Source organism: Sphaerisporangium sp. NPDC051017 (genome assembly GCF_040683095.1).
Classification (GTDB): Bacteria; Actinomycetota; Actinomycetes; order Streptosporangiales; family Streptosporangiaceae; genus Sphaerisporangium.
Map to the genome: position 1 here is coordinate 48,177 of NZ_JBFBCI010000035.1, position 17,032 is coordinate 65,208.

A 17,032-nucleotide genomic window follows, 5' to 3' on the forward strand; every position below is an offset into this window, starting at 1 on the left:
AGAGGGCCGGGGCGGCCTATTCACCGGTCGGGCTGATCCCCGCCGTGCGCCGGACGGCCTCGGCCGCCGCCGCGCCGGAATCGAAAGCCGATTCGTGGCTGCCGATGATGTCGATTCCCATCTTCCTGGAGTGGAAATAGGAGCCGGCGAACTTGATGCGCGAGTCGCCGTCGTTGACGGAACGGATGTCGCGCTGGAGGGCGCGCACCTCGGTCGTGAAAACGGGGTGGCGGTAGGCCATTTCCCGGATCACGGCGTCCTCGCGGACGGGCAGCGGGCAGTCCAGCGTGACGAAGTAGTCCTTCTCCGCCCGCAGGTGCTGCAGTTCGTTGAGGTAGTACACGACCCACGACTGCTGGGTCTCGCCCTCGCCGACGCGGCCGTAGTTCCAGCTGCGCCACCGCTCCCGGTCGGCGGGCATCACCGACGCGTCGGTGTGCAGGATCGCGCGGGTGCCGTGGTAGCGGATCACCTCGAGCCTCTGCTGGGACGCGGTGGGCTCGGCGAGCATGCCCAGCGCGTCGTCGGCGTGGGTCGCCAGGACGACGTGGTCGAAGCGCTCAGGGCCGTCGGGACCGTACAGCACCACGTGGTCGCCGTCCTGCCTGACCTGCTTCACCGCCGCGTTGACCCGCACGTCCACCCCGGACCGGGCGAACCGCTCGGCCACCCGGCGGACGTAGGAGATGCTGCCCCCGGTGACCGTGCGCCAGGGGGCGGTCTGGCCGCCGAGTCCTTCGTGGCCGTGCGCGAAGAAGAAGGCGATGACCGTGCTGGCCGGCATCTCCCAGATCCGCTCGGCGGGCACCGACCAGGCGGCCGTGGAGATCAGCACCACGAAGCCGTACCGGAACGCGGTGCTGTAGCCGTTGCGGTCGAGGTACTCCCCGAGGGGAATGTCGGCGCGCCGCCGGACGAAGTCGCGCGGGGCCTCGGACATGAATCGCCGCGCCTCGCGCCACAGGCCCGTGAAATCGGCGTCGTAGCGCCGGCGAATCTGCTCCTCTTCGAGCTCGAAATCCTCGGAGACGTAGCTGCGCCCCCGGTCGTGGTCGAAGAAGCTGAATCGCCCAGGATGATCCTGCGTCGGCACCCCGAGTTCACCGAAGAACGCGGTGAGCATGGGGTAGTGCGCCTCGTTGTACACGATGAAGGCCGTGTCCAGCCCGAGGGTCGTGTCGCCCTCCCGCACTTCGATCGTGTTGGCGTGGCCGCCCAGTCTGGAATCGGCCTCGAACAATGTCACGTGCGCGTCGTCGCGCAGGTGATACGCGGTCGACATCCCCGCTATCCCCGCACCGACGACCGCCACTCGAGGAGTCACCCGTGCCCTCCGTCTCCATCCGGTTGCGCTTCTCATGGATAAAGAGGGGCCGGCGGGCGGGCCGGATACAGGTTCCGGGGAAATTCTTCTGATTTGTTCGCGGAGCTTGAAGATCGGCATCCCGGGACCTCACGAAAAAGTGACCGGCCCACGGCGCGGACCGGTCACCTTCGCAGGTCATTCGGGAGACGAACTAAGTTTGGGGCGTGATCGCCCGGGACGCCGAAGCGGGGAGAGGGTACGGCTGCCCGTCCGTGGAACCGGACCGGGCGCGAGTGGGGGCGTTCGGCCGACGTTACGAGGGGGTCACGCGACGAGGGTCGGTCGCTCTTGGACGCGGTCGCGGAGGCGACGCAGGATCCTGTTGCGGGTCGGGCCGATCGAGCCGCGGGGGATGCCCAGCGCGGCGCTGATCTCGTCGTAGCTCAACGCGGGCTCGTGCAGCAGCATGGCCAGCAGCGCCTGGTGGTGCTTGCTCAGACCGCGGAACGCTTCGAGCATGCGGGGGTCCTGCCACCGGTCGACGACGGTGTCCTCCACCGACACGGTGTCGTCGGGCCAGTCGTCGAACGGCGCGTAGTCGCCCACGGGCACGTGCCGGCGACTGCGCTCGATGAACTTGATCGCTTCTCTGCGGGTGATGGTCACCAGCCAGGACACGAACTTCGCCGGTTCGCGCAACCCTTCGATGTTCTCCACCACACGCATCCAGGTGAGCTGGCAGACGTCTTCGCAGTCCGCGCTTCGTAATCGAAACGATCGGGCCACGGACCACACGACGGGGGTGTACAGCTTGATGAGCTCGCTCCAAGCCCGCTGGTCGCCCGCGCGGCACGCCATCGTGAGCATCTCGCGCGGGCTCGGGCGGGCGGAGCGGTCCGCTTCCGCGCCGTTCACCTGAGCCGCATCCCCGTGCACGTCTGTCACTCGCCTGGTTTCCTGAACGGCCGCGTCCACTCGCCTGCCTCCTTCATGGAAACTATTACGATCGAAGGTAACATCCGTTGTGGCCAGATGCTTCCGCTAATGCAGGACGCTAGAGTTAACACCCGGTAACACTTGACGAGATGAACCGGACAGGGGTGCATCATTCGCTACGGTGCCCGATGGATCCGCGCGAACAACCGAGCCGTGGAGGGGTCGCGATGACTAGTTCGCCACGCCGTCAGAGGGTCCGCGACGCTACGCTGCGGGAACTGATCTCCGTGAGCCGCGAGATCCTGACAAGTCAGGGGCCCGACGCCCTGACGATCCGCGCGGTGGCGCGTGAGATGGGCATGACGCCACCGGGCATCTACCGCTACTTCGACAGCCATCGCAAGCTCATGGACGCGGTCATCATCGACACCCTCGAAGAGCTGACCGAGTACATCAACTCCGCGATCTCCCAGCTCGACAAGGCCGACACGGCGGGCCGGCTCATCGTCGCCAGCCGCGCGCTGCGCCACTGGGCCGTCGAGCACGCCCAGGAGTTCCAGCTCGCCCTCGTCGTCTCCTCCCCCGAGGAGGAGGACGCGTCGGTGGGGGAGGCGCGGCGCCAGGTGGGCGGCCTCTTCGGGGACGTCTTCGTCGACGTCTGGCACGACTACGAGCTGTCCGCGTCCGTCCCGGGCATCTCCTCCGACACCGAGGCGCTGGCCGACCGTCTTCTCGAACGCCTGCAGGTCCCCCTGCCGTCCACCGAGGCCGCGGTCACCTTCACCCGCTGCTGGCTGAGGCTGTTCGGCATGGTGTGCGTCGAGTCGCTGGGCCTGACCCGCGCCATGGGCGACCACGGGGGCGCGCTCTTCGAGGCGGAGCTCGCCGACCTCGCCCGCATGCTCGGTCTGCCAGAGTCCGCGCTGAACACCGGCCGCTGACGTGCCTCCACCCCCGCCGGGCGCGAGACTGGTCCCGGCCCACCGGTTCCGTCCGGCGGGCACGACATTGATCCATTCCCGCCTCGGCGGGGTATGACTGCTCCGGCTCGCCGGTTGGGTCCGGCGAGCGTGACCCCCGTCCCGGCCCGCCCGTTCGCCGACTTCCCGCGATCATGTCCCCCACAGGAGAGCCATGACCCCCCTGCAGCTCAGCCAGGAGACCCAGTACATCGCCGGTGCCATCCTGCTGACGATCGTGACCATAGAATTCGGAGGCTGGTTCCTCACCAGGATCGTCCGCGGTGAGGTGCCCATGACCCCCTTCCAGCAGGCCTTCGCCCGAGCCGGCCACGCCCACGCCGGGGTGCTGGTCATCCTCAGCCTGGTAGGCCTGCTCTTCGTCGACGCCACCGACCTCGGCGGCGTCGCCGTCTGGATCGCACGCCTCGGCGTCCCCGTCGCCGCCATCCTCATGCCCGCCGGCTTCTTCCTGTCCTCCCTGGGCCGCGACGTCACCAAGCCCAACCGCCTGTTCGTCCTTTTATGGATCGGCGCCCTGTGCCTGGCCGCGGGCGTCCTGACCCTGGGCATCGGCCTCCTGACGAGCTGACGCCCACCCCCTCACACCGAAGGCCGCCCGCGATCCTCGTCGCGGGCGGCCAGCGAGGTGTAGCGCAGGTGGGGGCGGCCATCGGGCGACAGGCTCACCGTCGCGCGGACACGGTAGACGCGTTCCATCCACTGTTCGGTCAGCACCTCGGCCGGAGGGCCGGAAGCGACCAGGCGTCCGGACTCCATCAAGAGCAGATGGTCGCAATACTGCGCCGCGAGGTTGAGATCGTGCAGCGAGGCGACGACGGTGGTAGGGGCATCGGCCAGCATCCGCAGCAGGTCGAGCTGGTGGTGGATGTCGAGGTGGTTGGTGGGCTCGTCCAGGAGCAGTTCGGTGGGCCGCTGGGCCAGGGCGCGGGCGATGTTGACACGTTGACGCTCCCCGCCGGACAGCGTCGACCATCGGCGCTCCCCCCATCCGGCCAGACCGCACCGGGCCAGGGCCTTCTCGGCCTCCAGCACGTCGTGCGGACCGTCGTGGCTCACGCGGGCGAGCCCCGTCCTGTGCGGGATGCGGCCCAGCATCACGACGTCGGTGACGGTCATGTCGACGTCGGTGGAGGTCTCCTGCGCGACCACGGCCAGGCGGCGGGCGACCTCGCGCCGCGGTAGCGCACCGAGCCGGCGCCCGTCCAACAGCACCGTTCCCGCGCGCGGGTGGAGCAGCCCGGCCAGCAGGCGCAGCAGGGTCGACTTCCCGCTTCCGTTGGGTCCCAGCAGCCCGGTGAGACGGCCCTGCGGTATCGAGAGCGTGATTCCGTCGATGATGGGCGTGCCGTTGGCGCTCCAGGTGAGGTCGTGGGCGTCCAGGCTCATCTCGCGGTGCTCCTTCGGCGCATGACGGCCGCGAAGGCGGGCACGCCGATCAGCGCGGTGAGCACGCCGACCGGTATCTCCCGAGGGGCGAACAGCGCCCGCGCGGCGGTGTCGGCCCACAGCAGGAAGATCGCCCCGTACAGGGCGCAGGCCGGAAGCAGCACGCGGTGGCGGGAGCCGACCACGAAGCGCACGGCGTGCGGCACGATCAAACCCACGAACCCGATGGCTCCGCTCGCGGCCACCAGAGCCGATGTGCACAGCGCGGCGGTGACCAGCAGCGTGAGCTGCGTCCTGACCGGGGAGACGCCCAGGGAGGCGGCGGCTTCGCGCCCGAAGGCGAAGGCGTCCAGGGCGGGGGCGGCGGCCCAGCAGAGGGCCAGGGCGATCCCGGCGGCCGCCGCGCACAGGGCGGCGCCGCTCCAGCTCGCCGAGGCGAGCGAGCCCAGCAGCCAGAACGTCACGCTCCGCGTGCTGTGCGCGTCGCCGGCCCAGATGACGATCAGGCTGGTCACCGCGCTGAACAGTTGCGACACCGCGACCCCGGCCAGGACGACGCGGATGGAACTCGTCATCCCCGCGCCGGCCAACGCGAGAACGCAGCAGAAGGCCACGACGCTGCCGGCGAAGGCCCCCGTCGTCAGGGGGACGGCGGATCCGAGGCCGAGGATCAGGACCGCCACGGCCCCGGTAGAGGCGCCGGAGGAGATACCGAGCAGGTAGGGGTCGGCCAGCGGGTTGCGCGTCAACGCCTGGAGAACCGCCCCGCACACGGCGAGGCCGCCGCCGACCAGCGCCGCGAGCAACACGCGCGGCAGGCGCAACTCCCAGACGATCGCGTCCTGCAGCGGGGGGAGCGACGTCACCGGCAGGCTCAGGTGTGCCGCGACACTCCGGAACACCTCACCGGTCGACAGGCCCGCCGCGCCGACGGTCACGGCGAACGCCACCGACAGCGGGAGGGCCACCAGACCGGCGCCGCCCAGCCACACCGCGCCCGACCGCCTGCCGCGCCCGGCGGTGCCTGGCGCAGCCGGGCCGGGTCCTGCGGTTCGCGGGGGTGCGTGAGAGGTCATCGCCGGCCGAAGACGACGTAGTCATCCAGGTACTGCCAGACGGTGCCCACCTCTGTGAACCCGGCGGTCCGCAGGGCCGCGAGGTGGAACTCCAGCGGTGCGAGTGGCTGCGGCGGGCGGTCGGCGAAGCGCCGCTCGCGCTCGGGCAGCAGGGGGGAGAGCTCGGGGTGGCGGGCGGCCAGCTCCCACCACTGTTCCCAGGTGGCGGTGCCGCCGCCGAACGCCTCCCGCTGGACGGCGGTGTCGTGCTCGGCCGACAGCCGCCGCAGGACCGGCCGGTCCGCGTCGAAGCGCAGGTGGTCGGCGTTGAGCAGCACGGCACCTGGCGGTAGCAGCCGCGCCAGCTCGGTGTAGACGGCCAGCAGTTGCCCGGGCGACAGCCAGTGCAGCGCCGTGGAGCTGAGCACGGCGTCGAAGGTCCACGCCGACAGGGCTGATGACCAGTCGGCGCTCGCCAGGTCGGCTTCGACCACGGTGGCGCGGTCGTCGTGCGGTGCGAGCACGGACCGGGCGATCCGCGCCAGGACCGGATCGTAGTCGGTGGCCACCGCTCGCGCGCCCGGGAAGCGGTGCAGCACCCGGTCGGCGATCGACCCGGGCCCGCAGGCCAGGTCGAGCACGGTGGGATCGGCCTGGCAGAGAAGGTCGAGCACGTCCAGCATGACCTGGAAGCGGCTCTCCCGGTGGGCCACGTAGGCGGCCTGCTGCAGCTCCCATTGGGAGAGCAGGTCCTCGAAGGTCGGCGGGGTGAGGGAAACGGTCATCGGGGTCTCCTGGGGACGGCGAGGGTGAGAGATGCCGGACGGGAGGTTTCCGCGGGGCGTCGGCCCGGATGTGTACGGCCCGGATGTGTAGGGCTCGGGTGTGTACGGCTCGGGTGTGTAGGGCCCGGGTGTTACGGCTCGGGTGTGTACGGCTCGGGCGGGCGGCTCCGCCGAGGATCAGCGATAGAGGTCCTGTAGACCCTTGCTGACCTGCTCCACGGCGCTGACGCTTCTGATCGAGGGATCCATGGCCGAGCCGGGCACGACGATGAAGCGGTCGTTCTTGACGGCGGTGAGCTTGGAGGCGACGGGATCAGAACGCAGGAAGGCCTTTTTGGCCTCGGCACTGTCGCCCTCGCCGCCACGGGTGAGGTCGGCGAGCACGATCACGTCGGGGTCGCGCCGGGCGATCGTCTCCCAGTCGCCTTCCGCCCATTGCCGGGTGATGTCGGAGAACGCGTTGCCGGCGCCGAGGAACGTGCTGATGGTGTCGGGGAGCCCTCCGCGACCGGCGATGGCGGGGGTCTTGGTGCCGGAGTAGTACCACATCAGTTTCACGTTCGTCCCGATGCGAGCCGCGGTCTTGGCCGTGTCCAGTCGTCGGCGCAGGTCGGCCACCACGGTGCGGCCCCGGTCCTCGACACCGAAGATCTTCGCGATGTCACCGACCTCGGCGAAGATGGCGTCGAACGACACCGAGGCCGGGATCAGCGCGTGGTCCTCACAGTCGTTAGAGGACAGGTAGGCCGGCACGCCGAGCTTGGCCAGGTCCTGACGCGTGCCGCCGGCGTCGGGGGCGTAGGCGGAGGCGCGCATCGAGTAGACGAAGTCGGGAGCGGCGGCCAACAGGGCCTCGCGGCCGGGATACTGGCCGGCCAGGACGGGGACCTTGTCGTAGTCGCTCTTGAGCTCGTCGAGCACCGGGTCCGTCCGATAGGCCGTGCCGGCCATCCGGTCCGCGAGGCCCAGCGTCAGCATGATCTCCGTCGCGTTCTGCTCCATGGAGACCGCCCGCCGCGGCGGTGAGGTGACGCGAAGAGGCAGGCCGCAGCTGGTCAGCTCTATAGCGGCGCGCGGGGAAGCGCCGGTGGTACCGCTGGAGGACGCGCCACCGGGGCCCGCGCAGGCGGCAAGAGCCACGAGCAGGCATCCGGCCACCCCGATGGAAATGGTTTTCATATTCGCGAACTGTACAGGAAGGGAGTGGCGGTGCAAAAGCGACGAAAGCGTCACGTGGTGCACTTCATGCCGCACTCACCCACGCGACGCGGTCGCCCTCGGGCGGCATCACCTGGCACGCGCCGCAGCGCACGGCCGACCGGCGGTCAGCGGGCGATCCACCCGGTGGCGACGACGGCCCCCACCGCCGTCCACAGGAACACGGAGGCACCGGTGACGGCCCAGCGCAGCCGCGGACGTGGACCACGGGCCGTGGGTAGGTGCGGCCGGCGCAGCGCGCCGAGGACGACCGCGCCGGCGAACAGGGCGGCGGCGAGCGCCCACAACGGGGGCCAGAGGAGTTTCCAGGAACCAAAGGTCCAGGCGATGCTCAGTAGGACGACCGCGCGCCAGCTCATCGAGGCGACCTTGAGGCGGTCGGGCTCGGGGAGCAGCCGGCGCCCCCGCCGACGCGTGGCGACTTCGAGGGTCCGGGCCGCCCCGATCAGGCACAGAACGGTCAGCACCGCTGCCGGAAGCTCGGCGGTGAGCATCTGTGCCGGAGTCGGCCCGTCCTCGCCCAGCAGCCGCATGCCGGTGTACACCACGGACGCGGAGGTGTTCCCCAGCACGACGGCACCGCGTTGGTGTTCCGGGTCGAACCCGACGAAGCTGGAGAACCCTCCCGTGCTTCCGTCATGCCAGGTGACGCCGTCCGTGGTCCGCCACGCATAACCGATTCTGCCGCCGTCGGGCATGGCCCAGCGGGGCCGTGCGGCGTCCGCCCCCGGCGCGGTCCCCTTGATCGTGGCGGCGAGGAAACGGGCGAGGTCCGCGCCGGTGGTCCAGCCACCCGCGCCGGTCGGCGCGTAGCCTTCACTGGACCAGGGCTCCGCCTCGTGCCCCGAGGTGATGTAGCCGCGGGCGGAGCCGTCCGGCACGTCGGCCGGCCGGGTGACCAGGACGGTGTCCCGCATACCCAGGGGGGCCAGGATCCGACGCTGCAGCAGGTCGCGGTAGCTCGTACCGGCGTGAGCCGCGAGCGCCTGCCCGAGGATCGCGAAGCCCAGGTTGGAGTAGACCACGTCACCCTTGCCTTCGGCCGTGGACCGCGTCGCGTCGTCGATGACGTCCTGCACGGTCTGGCCGCGATAGGGATTTCCGCCGAGCACTCCATAAGCTGGGCCTGGAGAACACCCAGGACACGCACCGCCGGGTCGCGGCCGTCGTGCGGTATCTCGGCGCGGAGCTGTAGCGACGACGCGCGTGGGCCGCGGCTGCCGGGGGCGGCCCGCTCCGGACCTTGAGCGGGCTGCGGCGGTCTTCGCCGGTGTGCGGCCGCGCCTGTCCGGGATCGCGTAAGGGGGCCGTTTCACGGCTCGCTGGGGCTTGAGGATCGCGGCCACGATTTCCCGTACGGACGCCGCCCGGCGACGGTCGCCATCGTGACGGCGACCAGCAGCACGCAGACCGTCGAGATCGCCGCGACCATGGCGGCGACGCCGGCCCAGGCCGTCGCGAGTGGCAGTGACAAGACGATGGCGACGCAGCCCAGAACGGCAGCGGGATGGAGGGCGGGCTCTTTGACGACGAACGCCTGTACCGCCCAGAGCAGGGTGAGAAATACGCCGACCGGGATGGCGATCGCGTACCCGAGTGCCACTGGTGATGCCTCCACCGCGTGCCCGCTCTGCTCCACCGCCACCTCGAGCCCGGCGCCGAGGGCCGCAAGGGCCGCGAAGATGCCATAGTGACCGTATCCCCAGAGGAACGACCGATGACGGCGGTCACGGAGACCTTCCCCGGCCTCGACGAGGAAGTAGAGCCACCAAAGAGCGAACAGCAGGACGAGGCTGAACAAAGCGATGACGACGAAGGGACCGCTGACCTCCCCCGATTCGAGCGCTCCTGCGACTCCTCTGCTCGCGGCCAGGACACTCTCGCCGAGCAGAATGATCGTGAACAGGCCGTAGCGCTCGGCGATGTGGTGCGGGTGCCAGTTGGTGGCCCTGACCCGTTCCGCCCACCATGGCACCGCGAGTTCCAAAGCGGCCAGGCAGCCGAAGAGCGGCAGCACGGAGAACGAGGGCAGGGTGCCCGCCTCCGCGAGGAGGTAGCGAAGTATCCACCCCACCTGCACGACGGTGATGCCGGCGGCGTAGCGCAGTGCGGTGCGGCGGCTCGCCGGGTCTTCGAGACCGGCCCGCAGCCATTGGGCGACGAGCGCCATCCGCATGATGAGGTAACCCAGGATGACGACACCGAAATCGGAGTGACCGGCCGCGGCGGGCACACCCGCGGCGAGGACCAGCACGCCGGCCATCTGCACCATCGTCAGCAGCCGGTATGCGACGTCGTCGGTGTCGTAGGAAGAGGCGAACCACGTGAAGTTCATCCACGCCCACCAGATCGCTAAGAACACCTGGAGGAACGGGACCAGTCCGGTGAGTCCGTGGCCGTCGGCGATGGCGTGCGCGAGCTGGGCGGTGACGGCCGCGACCGCGACCACGAAGGTGAGGTCGAACAGGAGCTCGAGCGGGCTCGAGACGCGGTGCGGCTCGTCGATGGGGCGAGCACTCATCCGCACTCGGATCCGAAGTCTCGTACCGGCTGGTGGCAAGGTCTCGCTCCTGTCGCTCCCGCGGCTGCTCCTGGTGAAATACAGGGCGGCATTCCGATCTGCGACAACGCGGGCGCCGCGATCTACTGCCGATGCATCCTCGCGGCAGGTCAGTGGGCAGCGTTCAGAGCAGAGATCTTGATCGTTGTCGATGGCTTCATCGGTGGTCAGAAAATTTCCGGCAGCTGTCACAAGTCTGGAGGGCTGTCCTGTCTTAGCTGGCGACCGGTCGGCAACGGATGCCCCGGCGGACAGGAAGGGGAATCGTCGTGAAGATCGTGGTCATCGGTGGGACCGGCCTCATCGGGTCGAAGCTCGTGGCAAAGCTGGGGGAGCACGGTCACGAGGCGGTCGCCGCGGCGCCGAGCAATGGAGTGAACACCCTCACCGGCGAAGGACTGGCCGAGGCGCTCGCGGGCGCGCAGGTGGTGGTCGACGTCTCGAACTCCCCGTCGTTCGAACGGGCCGCGGTACTGAACTTCTTCGAGATCTCCACCCGCAACCTGCTGGCGGCGGAGGCTGCGGCGGGCGTCGGCCACCACGTCGCGGTGTCGGTCGTGGGCACCGAGCGGATGCCGGAGAACGGTACTTCGCGGCGAAGATCGCTCAGGAGACGCTGATCGAGAAGTCGCCGATCCCGTTCTCGCTCGTCCACGCGACGCAGTTCTTCGAGTTCGTCCGCGGCATCGCCGACGAGGCCACCGACGGAGACACGGTGCGGATCGCACCCGTGCGCTTCCAGCCCATGGCGGGCGACGACGTCGCCCAAGCGGTCGGCCGGGTCGCGGTGGCCTCGCCACTGAACGGCCGGATCGAGATCGGCGGGCCCGAGCAGTTCCGGATGGACGAGTTCTTCCGCGACGCCCTGGCCGCCTGGGGAGACCCGCGCGAGGTGGTCACCGACCCGCAGGCACGCTACTTCGGCAGCGTGCCGGGCGAGCGGACGCTGGTGCCCGGTGACGGCGCCACCCTCGGCCAGATCCGATACCGCGACTGGCTCGACCGGACCTCCGCCGGAAAGTAGATCAACGAAAGGTGGTTCCACCCTGTTCGCCGGCGGCCAGATCACTGTGCGGCTGATGCACACGGCGGGCCTGCCGGACATCCACTCAAGCCACGTATGGAGGAATCATGAGCGCCCCGAGCGGTGAGAGCGAGTTCCTGTATGAGGTCGAGATCGAGGTCGAGGCGGAACTGACCCTGGCCGAGGCGAGCCACCCGGAGGACGCCGCCGCCCTGCCGGTCACCGGCTGGCTGTTCGATCCGACAGACGTCGAGCGGCAGGAAATCGGCCTGCGGGGTCTGCTCGAAGCGGTCGAGGTGCTGGAGAACGACTCCCGGTCCGGCGATCACGGCGCGTGAAACGCCCGAAGCACCCGTGGCGCTCATCTGGTGGCGGCGCAATCCGCCCCTTCCGACAACCGAGGTATGACCCAAATGAAACACGCACAACCGCAGCGGGCCGCCGCTGCCCCCGCATCGGCACGGATCGACACGCTCGACAGCCTTCGTGAGCACCTTCAGTGGGCATCGAGCTGGAACACGCGACGTTGCCGCCGTACCTGTGCGCGCTGTACTCGCTGGACCCGGAGCGGAACCCGGAGGCAGTCGAAGTGGTGGGCAGCGTCTTCGCCGAGGAGATGCTGCACCTCGCGCTGGCCGCGAACCTGCTCAACGCCGTCGGCGGCAGCCCCCGCCTGGACACGCCGCGGATGCTCCCGCCCTATCCCCGGCCTTTGCCGCACGGCGACCGCTCCCTCGAACTGTCGCTGCTTCCTTTCGGTGCGGAAGCGCTCGAGATGTTCCTGCGGATCGAACGGCCGTCGCCGCCCGGCGGTCCGGCGGAGGGCGACGACTACGAGACGATCGGGCAGTTCTACGCCGCGATCGAAGAAGGACTGCGCCTGCTGTGCGACCGGCTCGGCGAGCGGGCGGTCTTCAGCGGCGATCCGGCCCGCCAGGTGAGCGCCGGCCACTTCCGGCACACGGCCGGGCGACTGATCGCCGTCCACGACCTGGACTCCGCGCTGGCGGCGCTCGAGGAGATCGTCGAGCAGGGCGAAGGCACCTCCCGCGGCGAGGTCTGGGACGGCGACCAGGACGTTTTCCACCCCGATCGGGACGAGGTCGCGCACTATTACCGATTCCAGGAGCTCAAGGCCGGGCGGCGGTACCGGCGCGGCGACACCCCGCAGTCCGGGCCCACCGGCGAGGCGATCTCCGTGGACTGGGCCGCCGTGCGGCCGATGCGACACAACCCGCGACTGGCCGACCACGCACCGGGCAGCACGATCCGCACGGCGCAAGAAGAGTTCGACCACACCTACCGCGACCTGCTGCAACTGCTGGAGCAGGCGTTCAACGGCAGCCCCAAGCTGCTCGCGGACGCCACCCGCACCATGTTCGTGCTCAAGGCCCAAGCCCAAGCCCTGATGCGAATGCCCGACGAGGACGGCACCACGGCCGGGCCCACCTTCGAATACGCGCCACGCGAGTCACGCCGGTGAGCGGCGGATCGCGGGCGCGCTCGCCGGCCATCGAGAAACCACGAGCAAGGGAAAGCACATCATGAGCGGACACAACGTCCTCACATGCCGCTGACCGCTCGACCTACCATGTGTGGGAAGGTCGCACATCGCTGTTGCCATACAGCTCTCGCTTGAAATCGAGGTCTTCCGCCTCGCCGGCCTGCGCGCCTGGACCGACCGGTGGGCCTGCTGTCGCTCAGCAGCAGGCGAGTCAGTCGTCGAACTCGAAACCGTCCGCCTCGGCGTCCGCAATGAGCCGCCGCATGCGGTCGGCGTCTGTCGCGATGGCCGCCATCCGGGTGCCCAGTTCCTCCAGCGCGCCGCGGTCCGTTCCGTACGCGCAGAACATGCCGCCTTCGGGATCGTACGAGAACCGGCCTTCCAGGGCAGGTGCCTCGGTGCTGACGAGCACCTGCGCGACACCTTCCCAGAAATATCCGTTCGGCTCGTGACCGAGCTCCTCGATCACGTTGTCCACCTGCGTGGTTCCCGCGTCCAGCAACAGCGAGTACTTTCCCGGGGTCGACTCGATCAGCCTCAATGGATGCATCGGCGCATGCTGCCACTTCCGATCCCGAGCCGCAAGGCACGCTCGTTGACCACGCACCCTTCTGCCGCTGAGCGCTGTGGTCGGCAATCAGGGTGAATCGGTGCGGTCGATGCAGTCCGCCGGCCCTACACCGGCGACCGTCCCATCACCAGACGGGCACAAGCCGGGGGCGACAAGCCGAACAGCATCACGACGGCTTGGCCTCCGAGGGGTAGGTACGGGGAGGATTCGGCCGGCCCGCGGCATGGCGCGGCAGTGCGACCTACGGGTGCGCGGCATGCCGCCGCGCACCCCAACGGCAGGAACCCCAGGGATGTGTGGTCCATCCCCACCCGGCCGCTGCGGGCGGCGCACTTCGCGGCATTTCCGACCGACATCCCGCTCAGGGCGATTGCCGCCGACTGCCGCCCCCTCGCGATGACACGAATGGAACACTCACAAGCGCAGCGGGCCGCCGTTGCCTGCGCATCGGCAGGGATCGACAAGCCATGCCTTCACCGCGATGGCGGTGGAGCCGATGATCGGCTGGGCCACGAGCGTGGCGGTGCGGCCGTCCGTGAGGGCCATCCTCACCACCGCCGCCCGGCCCTGCGCCACCAGCCGCACCGCGGCGTCCTCCAGTGCGAGCCGATCACGGCGGCACAGGTCCAGGGGCACGGGACCCGTCGCGGCGCCTCCATCCGGCGCCCGGAGGAACTCCTCCATCAAGGCCCGCTCGTGTTCGGCCGCCATCTCGAACAATCGCCGCTCGACGGCGGCGGCGGATCGCCGGGCCAGGACCATCATCTCCGCGTTGGCCGTGTCGTTCGGGCCGACGACGCTGATCACCCCGTCCACCCGCCCGCTGAGCGGGTGGCGTATCGGCGCGGCCGCGCAGGTGAGGCCGCGCAGTTCCTCCGCGAAATGCTCATTGCCGGTGACCTGGCAGATCCGCCGTTCCACCAGCGCCGAACCGAAGGCGTTGGTGCCCATGTCCGCCTCGGCGTAACGGAACCCGGGCGCGGCGCCGACCGCGTCCAAAGTCCGGCACAGCGCCGGTTCACCCTCGTTGCGCAGGAACATGGCCCCACTCGCATCGCCCAGGAACATGCTCACCGGGGTCCCCGAGACGACGGTACGCAGCCGCTCGAACACCGGCCGGGCCGCGCGCACCACTCCGCAGTCGAAATCAAGATCACCGAGCAGGCGCGGTTGCACGCTACCGGGCGTGAGTCCCGCCTCCTGGCACCGCCGCCACGAATGCAGGATCGCGGCGCGTACGTCATTCCCCGTGGGCTTCCCGTCCAGGAACCGCTCCACGAGCTTCTCGCCGGGCCCTCCCCTTTCGTCCCAGCCACCTGCCATCCGGCTCACTCCAAAGACTTCCGCACAGTGAGCTCCATGCACCTTCCGCCCCAGAATACGGAGAAACCTCACCTTGAATCTCGCATCCCGGCAAAGAAACGCCAGGTCCTGGCCTTCCCTGACAGACGCCACCTCGCCCGCGCGCCCCCAGACGGCGGCCTTCCGCTCGCGCAGCAGTCCTCGCGCCCGCGGGAAGGCCAGGTGATCCTCCTGCCCGTGCCGATGGCCGACCTGGCCGGGCCACAGGCGTCGGCCACGCTTGCCCAGGGAGCCCGCGATCAGGTCGGCCATGTGATCGATCGTGGCCGCGTCAGACCGGGTGTACTCCTCGCCGGCAGGTAGGCCGCAGAGGCGCGCGCATGATCGGCCCGGCCGATACGTCGGCACCATGTCCGGCGGCCCGGTTCCCTGGCCGGGGTGCCACCTGGGTATGACGGCTCTTCGATCTTGAGGGCGAAGTATGACTCGATCCCATGCTCGAGCCGGATGGTCTTGTCCGGAAACGTGATCCAAGATCGGGATTCCCCGATGATTGGACCTGTTATGCGAAGACCTGTCCTGACGTTCGCCCTTTTACTCTCGCTCGTCCTCTCCCTGCTCCCCATCGTCCCGGCCAGTGCCGCGGCACACAGCACCATCTCGTGGGCCCCATGCCAGGAGGACGCCACCGTCGAGTGCGGCACGCTGACCGTCCCCGTCGACTGGAACAAGCCCGGCGGGCAGACGTTCGAGCTGGCGCTCGCACGGCGCAAAGCCGCCGATCCCGCGGCCAGGATCGGCTCGCTGGTGATCAATCCCGGCGGGCCCGGCGGGTCCGGCGTGGACGTCGTGGTGAACGGCTGGCTCAGCTTCACCCCGGAGATCACGAGCCGCTTCGACGTGGTCGGGTTCGACCCGCGCGGCGTGGCGCGCAGCCACCCGATCCTGTGCTCGGGCGAACTGGCCGGCCAGGCGCCCGATCCGCTCTCGCTGAAGAGCCAGGCCGACTTCGAGGCGCTGCTGGCCTTCAACGAGCGCTACCGGCAGGACTGCAGGAGCCGCACGGGCCCGCTGTTCGACCAGGTGCACACCGGCAACGTGGTCCGCGACCTCGACGCCCTGCGGGCCGCGCTGGGCGACGACAAGCTCAGCTACTACGGCGTCTCGTACGGCACGCTCATCGGCCAGCAGTACGCCGAGCGCTACCCGAGCCGGGTCCGCGCCCTGGCACTCGACAGCAACGTGGACCACAGCCTCGGTACGACGGCGTTCCTGGACACCGAGGCCTGGGCCGCCCAGGACTCCTTCGACGAGTTCGTCGCCTGGTGCGACAGGACGGCCTCGTGCGCGCTGCACGGCAGGGATACCCGGGCGCTCTGGAAGAAGCTGCTCGTCCGCGCGGATCGGGGCGAGCTGCACCTGTCCGGCCAGCCGGAGATCACCCTGACCAAGTCGGGGCTGATCAAGCAGGCGTTCATCGCGTTCTACGGCCCGGCGTACAAGGAGCTGGCCGAGTTCCTCGTCGCGCTGGAGAGCGGTCAGACGGCGCAGCCGATCATCCCGCCCGCGCCGGCTCAGGAAGAAGTCAACGACACCAGCCAGGTCTTCTGCCAGGACTTCCTGCTGCCCATCCGCGACTACCGCGAATATGCACGCCTGCTGCGCAGGTCGGCGGCGATCGCGCCGGACATGCTGGTCAGCTCGGCGGCCCATCAACTGGCGATCCCCTGCCTGGGTACGCCTGGTCCGATCCCCAACCCCCAGCGCCGCCTGAACGTCTCCGGCACGCCCACGCTGCTCCTCGGCAACGCGGTGCACGACCCCGCCACGGCCTACCCGTGGGCGGTCAACGCGGCGCGGCAGATCGGGCGCGAGGCCAGGCTGCTCACCTACGAGGGGTGGGGGCACGGGATCTACGGCCGTGGCGAGTGCCCGACCGCCGCGTTCGACAACTACCTGGTCTCCCTCACCGTGCCAGGTAAGGGCGCGCGGTGCCCGGCCATGCCACCTGCGGATCTGAGCACCCTGAGTGCCCGCTCCCTCCCCGGCCCTGTGCCCGGCCTTCCTGTCCTTGTGCCCGGCCTTGTGCCCGGCCTTCCCGGCTGGGTACCCACGGCCCGCTGAACCATCCGATCCGGCTTCGCGGGCTCTCCCCGCGAAGCCGGATCAGGCACAGGGGTTCAAACCACTAACGCCACGCTAACGAACGACCAAGGGCCTGATCACTGTCTCCAGCGATCAGGCCCTTGACCTGCAACTACATGGTCGGGGTGGCGGGATTTGAACCCACGGCCTCTTCGTCCCGAACGAAGCGCGCTGCCAAGCTGCGCTACACCCCGGTGCACTTGCGTCGTGCTTTGCTCGTGCTCGCATGAGTCTAGCGGACTTTGGGGGTGCTCGCG

17 protein-coding genes and 1 tRNA gene are annotated in these 17,032 nt (G+C 69.7%); 7 read left to right on the top strand and 11 right to left on the bottom strand.

Features of this window, described 5'->3' with window-relative positions:
- Window positions 1–16 precede the first annotated feature (16 nt).
- Both AB0M95_RS25295 and AB0M95_RS25300 read right to left on the bottom strand, forming a co-directional pair.
- On the bottom strand, window positions 17–1,444 hold the full coding sequence (locus AB0M95_RS25295; protein ID WP_363769193.1) for an FAD-dependent oxidoreductase: 1,428 nt from the start codon (window positions 1,442–1,444) through the stop codon (window positions 17–19).
- Window positions 1,445–1,630: 186 nt separating this feature from the next.
- Window positions 1,631–2,251: a sigma-70 family RNA polymerase sigma factor gene (locus AB0M95_RS25300; RefSeq protein WP_363769196.1), complete on the bottom strand. Its 621-nt coding sequence runs from the start codon at window positions 2,249–2,251 to the stop codon at window positions 1,631–1,633.
- 218 nt (window positions 2,252–2,469) lie between these two features.
- Here AB0M95_RS25300 and AB0M95_RS25305 point away from each other — a divergent pair, with 218 nt between their 5' ends.
- Window positions 2,470–3,183 (top strand): TetR/AcrR family transcriptional regulator, encoded by a 714-nt coding sequence (locus AB0M95_RS25305; RefSeq protein WP_363769199.1) that lies wholly within the window; start codon window positions 2,470–2,472, stop codon window positions 3,181–3,183.
- Between the two features lie 193 nt (window positions 3,184–3,376).
- Entirely contained in the window at window positions 3,377–3,793 is a 417-nt protein-coding gene (locus AB0M95_RS25310) for a hypothetical protein (protein WP_358518104.1), read from the top strand.
- 11 nt (window positions 3,794–3,804) lie between these two features.
- Here AB0M95_RS25310 and AB0M95_RS25315 read toward each other — a convergent pair whose 3' ends face one another.
- The 6 genes from AB0M95_RS25315 to AB0M95_RS25340 all read right to left on the bottom strand — a co-directional run bounded on the left by AB0M95_RS25315 (window position 3,805) and on the right by AB0M95_RS25340 (window position 10,190).
- Window positions 3,805–4,611, bottom strand: a complete 807-nt coding sequence (locus AB0M95_RS25315; protein ID WP_363769202.1) for an ABC transporter ATP-binding protein — start codon at window positions 4,609–4,611, stop codon at window positions 3,805–3,807.
- The gene (locus tag AB0M95_RS25320; RefSeq protein WP_363769205.1) at window positions 4,608–5,687 is read right to left on the bottom strand and encodes an iron chelate uptake ABC transporter family permease subunit; all 1,080 of its coding nucleotides are present in this window, start codon (window positions 5,685–5,687) and stop codon (window positions 4,608–4,610) included. The genes AB0M95_RS25315 and AB0M95_RS25320 overlap by 4 nt, the downstream gene beginning before the upstream one ends.
- Window positions 5,684–6,451, bottom strand: coding sequence for a class I SAM-dependent methyltransferase (locus AB0M95_RS25325; RefSeq protein ID WP_363769208.1), 768 nt, complete (start codon window positions 6,449–6,451; stop codon window positions 5,684–5,686). The genes AB0M95_RS25320 and AB0M95_RS25325 overlap by 4 nt, the downstream gene beginning before the upstream one ends.
- A 177-nt stretch (window positions 6,452–6,628) precedes the next feature.
- Window positions 6,629–7,630 (bottom strand): ABC transporter substrate-binding protein, encoded by a 1,002-nt coding sequence (locus AB0M95_RS25330; RefSeq protein ID WP_363769211.1) that lies wholly within the window; start codon window positions 7,628–7,630, stop codon window positions 6,629–6,631.
- 146 nt (window positions 7,631–7,776) lie between these two features.
- Window positions 7,777–8,781, bottom strand: a complete 1,005-nt coding sequence (locus AB0M95_RS25335; protein ID WP_363769214.1) for a serine hydrolase domain-containing protein — start codon at window positions 8,779–8,781, stop codon at window positions 7,777–7,779.
- A 200-nt stretch (window positions 8,782–8,981) separates the two neighbouring features.
- Window positions 8,982–10,190 carry a low temperature requirement protein A gene (locus tag AB0M95_RS25340; protein WP_363769217.1) on the bottom strand — a complete coding sequence of 403 codons (1,209 nt, stop codon included), beginning with the start codon at window positions 10,188–10,190 and terminating at the stop codon, window positions 8,982–8,984.
- Window positions 10,191–10,498: 308 nt separating this feature from the next.
- Between AB0M95_RS25340 and AB0M95_RS25345 the strand changes: the two genes are divergently transcribed.
- The 4 genes from AB0M95_RS25345 (at window position 10,499) to AB0M95_RS25360 (ending at window position 12,736) form a co-directional block, all read left to right on the top strand.
- Window positions 10,499–10,849: an NAD-dependent epimerase/dehydratase family protein gene (locus AB0M95_RS25345; RefSeq protein WP_363769220.1), complete on the top strand. Its 351-nt coding sequence runs from the start codon at window positions 10,499–10,501 to the stop codon at window positions 10,847–10,849.
- A 95-nt stretch (window positions 10,850–10,944) separates the two neighbouring features.
- On the top strand, window positions 10,945–11,253 hold the full coding sequence (locus AB0M95_RS25350; RefSeq protein ID WP_363769223.1) for a hypothetical protein: 309 nt from the start codon (window positions 10,945–10,947) through the stop codon (window positions 11,251–11,253).
- Between the two features lie 107 nt (window positions 11,254–11,360).
- A complete protein-coding gene (locus AB0M95_RS25355) occupies window positions 11,361–11,591 on the top strand; it encodes a hypothetical protein (protein WP_363769225.1) in 231 nt (76 codons plus the stop codon).
- A gap of 161 nt (window positions 11,592–11,752) precedes the next feature.
- A complete protein-coding gene (locus tag AB0M95_RS25360) occupies window positions 11,753–12,736 on the top strand; it encodes a ferritin-like protein (protein WP_363769228.1) in 984 nt (327 codons plus the stop codon).
- Window positions 12,737–12,968: 232 nt separating this feature from the next.
- Here AB0M95_RS25360 and AB0M95_RS25365 read toward each other — a convergent pair whose 3' ends face one another.
- Window positions 12,969–13,307, bottom strand: coding sequence for an immunity 51 family protein (locus AB0M95_RS25365; RefSeq protein WP_363769231.1), 339 nt, complete (start codon window positions 13,305–13,307; stop codon window positions 12,969–12,971).
- A 435-nt stretch (window positions 13,308–13,742) separates the two neighbouring features.
- Window positions 13,743–14,651: a hypothetical protein gene (locus tag AB0M95_RS25370; RefSeq protein WP_363769234.1), complete on the bottom strand. Its 909-nt coding sequence runs from the start codon at window positions 14,649–14,651 to the stop codon at window positions 13,743–13,745.
- Between the two features lie 543 nt (window positions 14,652–15,194).
- Here AB0M95_RS25370 and AB0M95_RS25375 point away from each other — a divergent pair.
- Entirely contained in the window at window positions 15,195–16,754 is a 1,560-nt protein-coding gene (locus tag AB0M95_RS25375) for an alpha/beta hydrolase (RefSeq protein ID WP_363769237.1), read from the top strand.
- Between the two features lie 138 nt (window positions 16,755–16,892).
- On the opposite strand, the gene AB0M95_RS25380 is transcribed toward AB0M95_RS25375, so the two are convergent.
- Window positions 16,893–16,969 (bottom strand) — tRNA-Pro (locus AB0M95_RS25380).
- Window positions 16,970–17,032 lie beyond the last annotated feature (63 nt).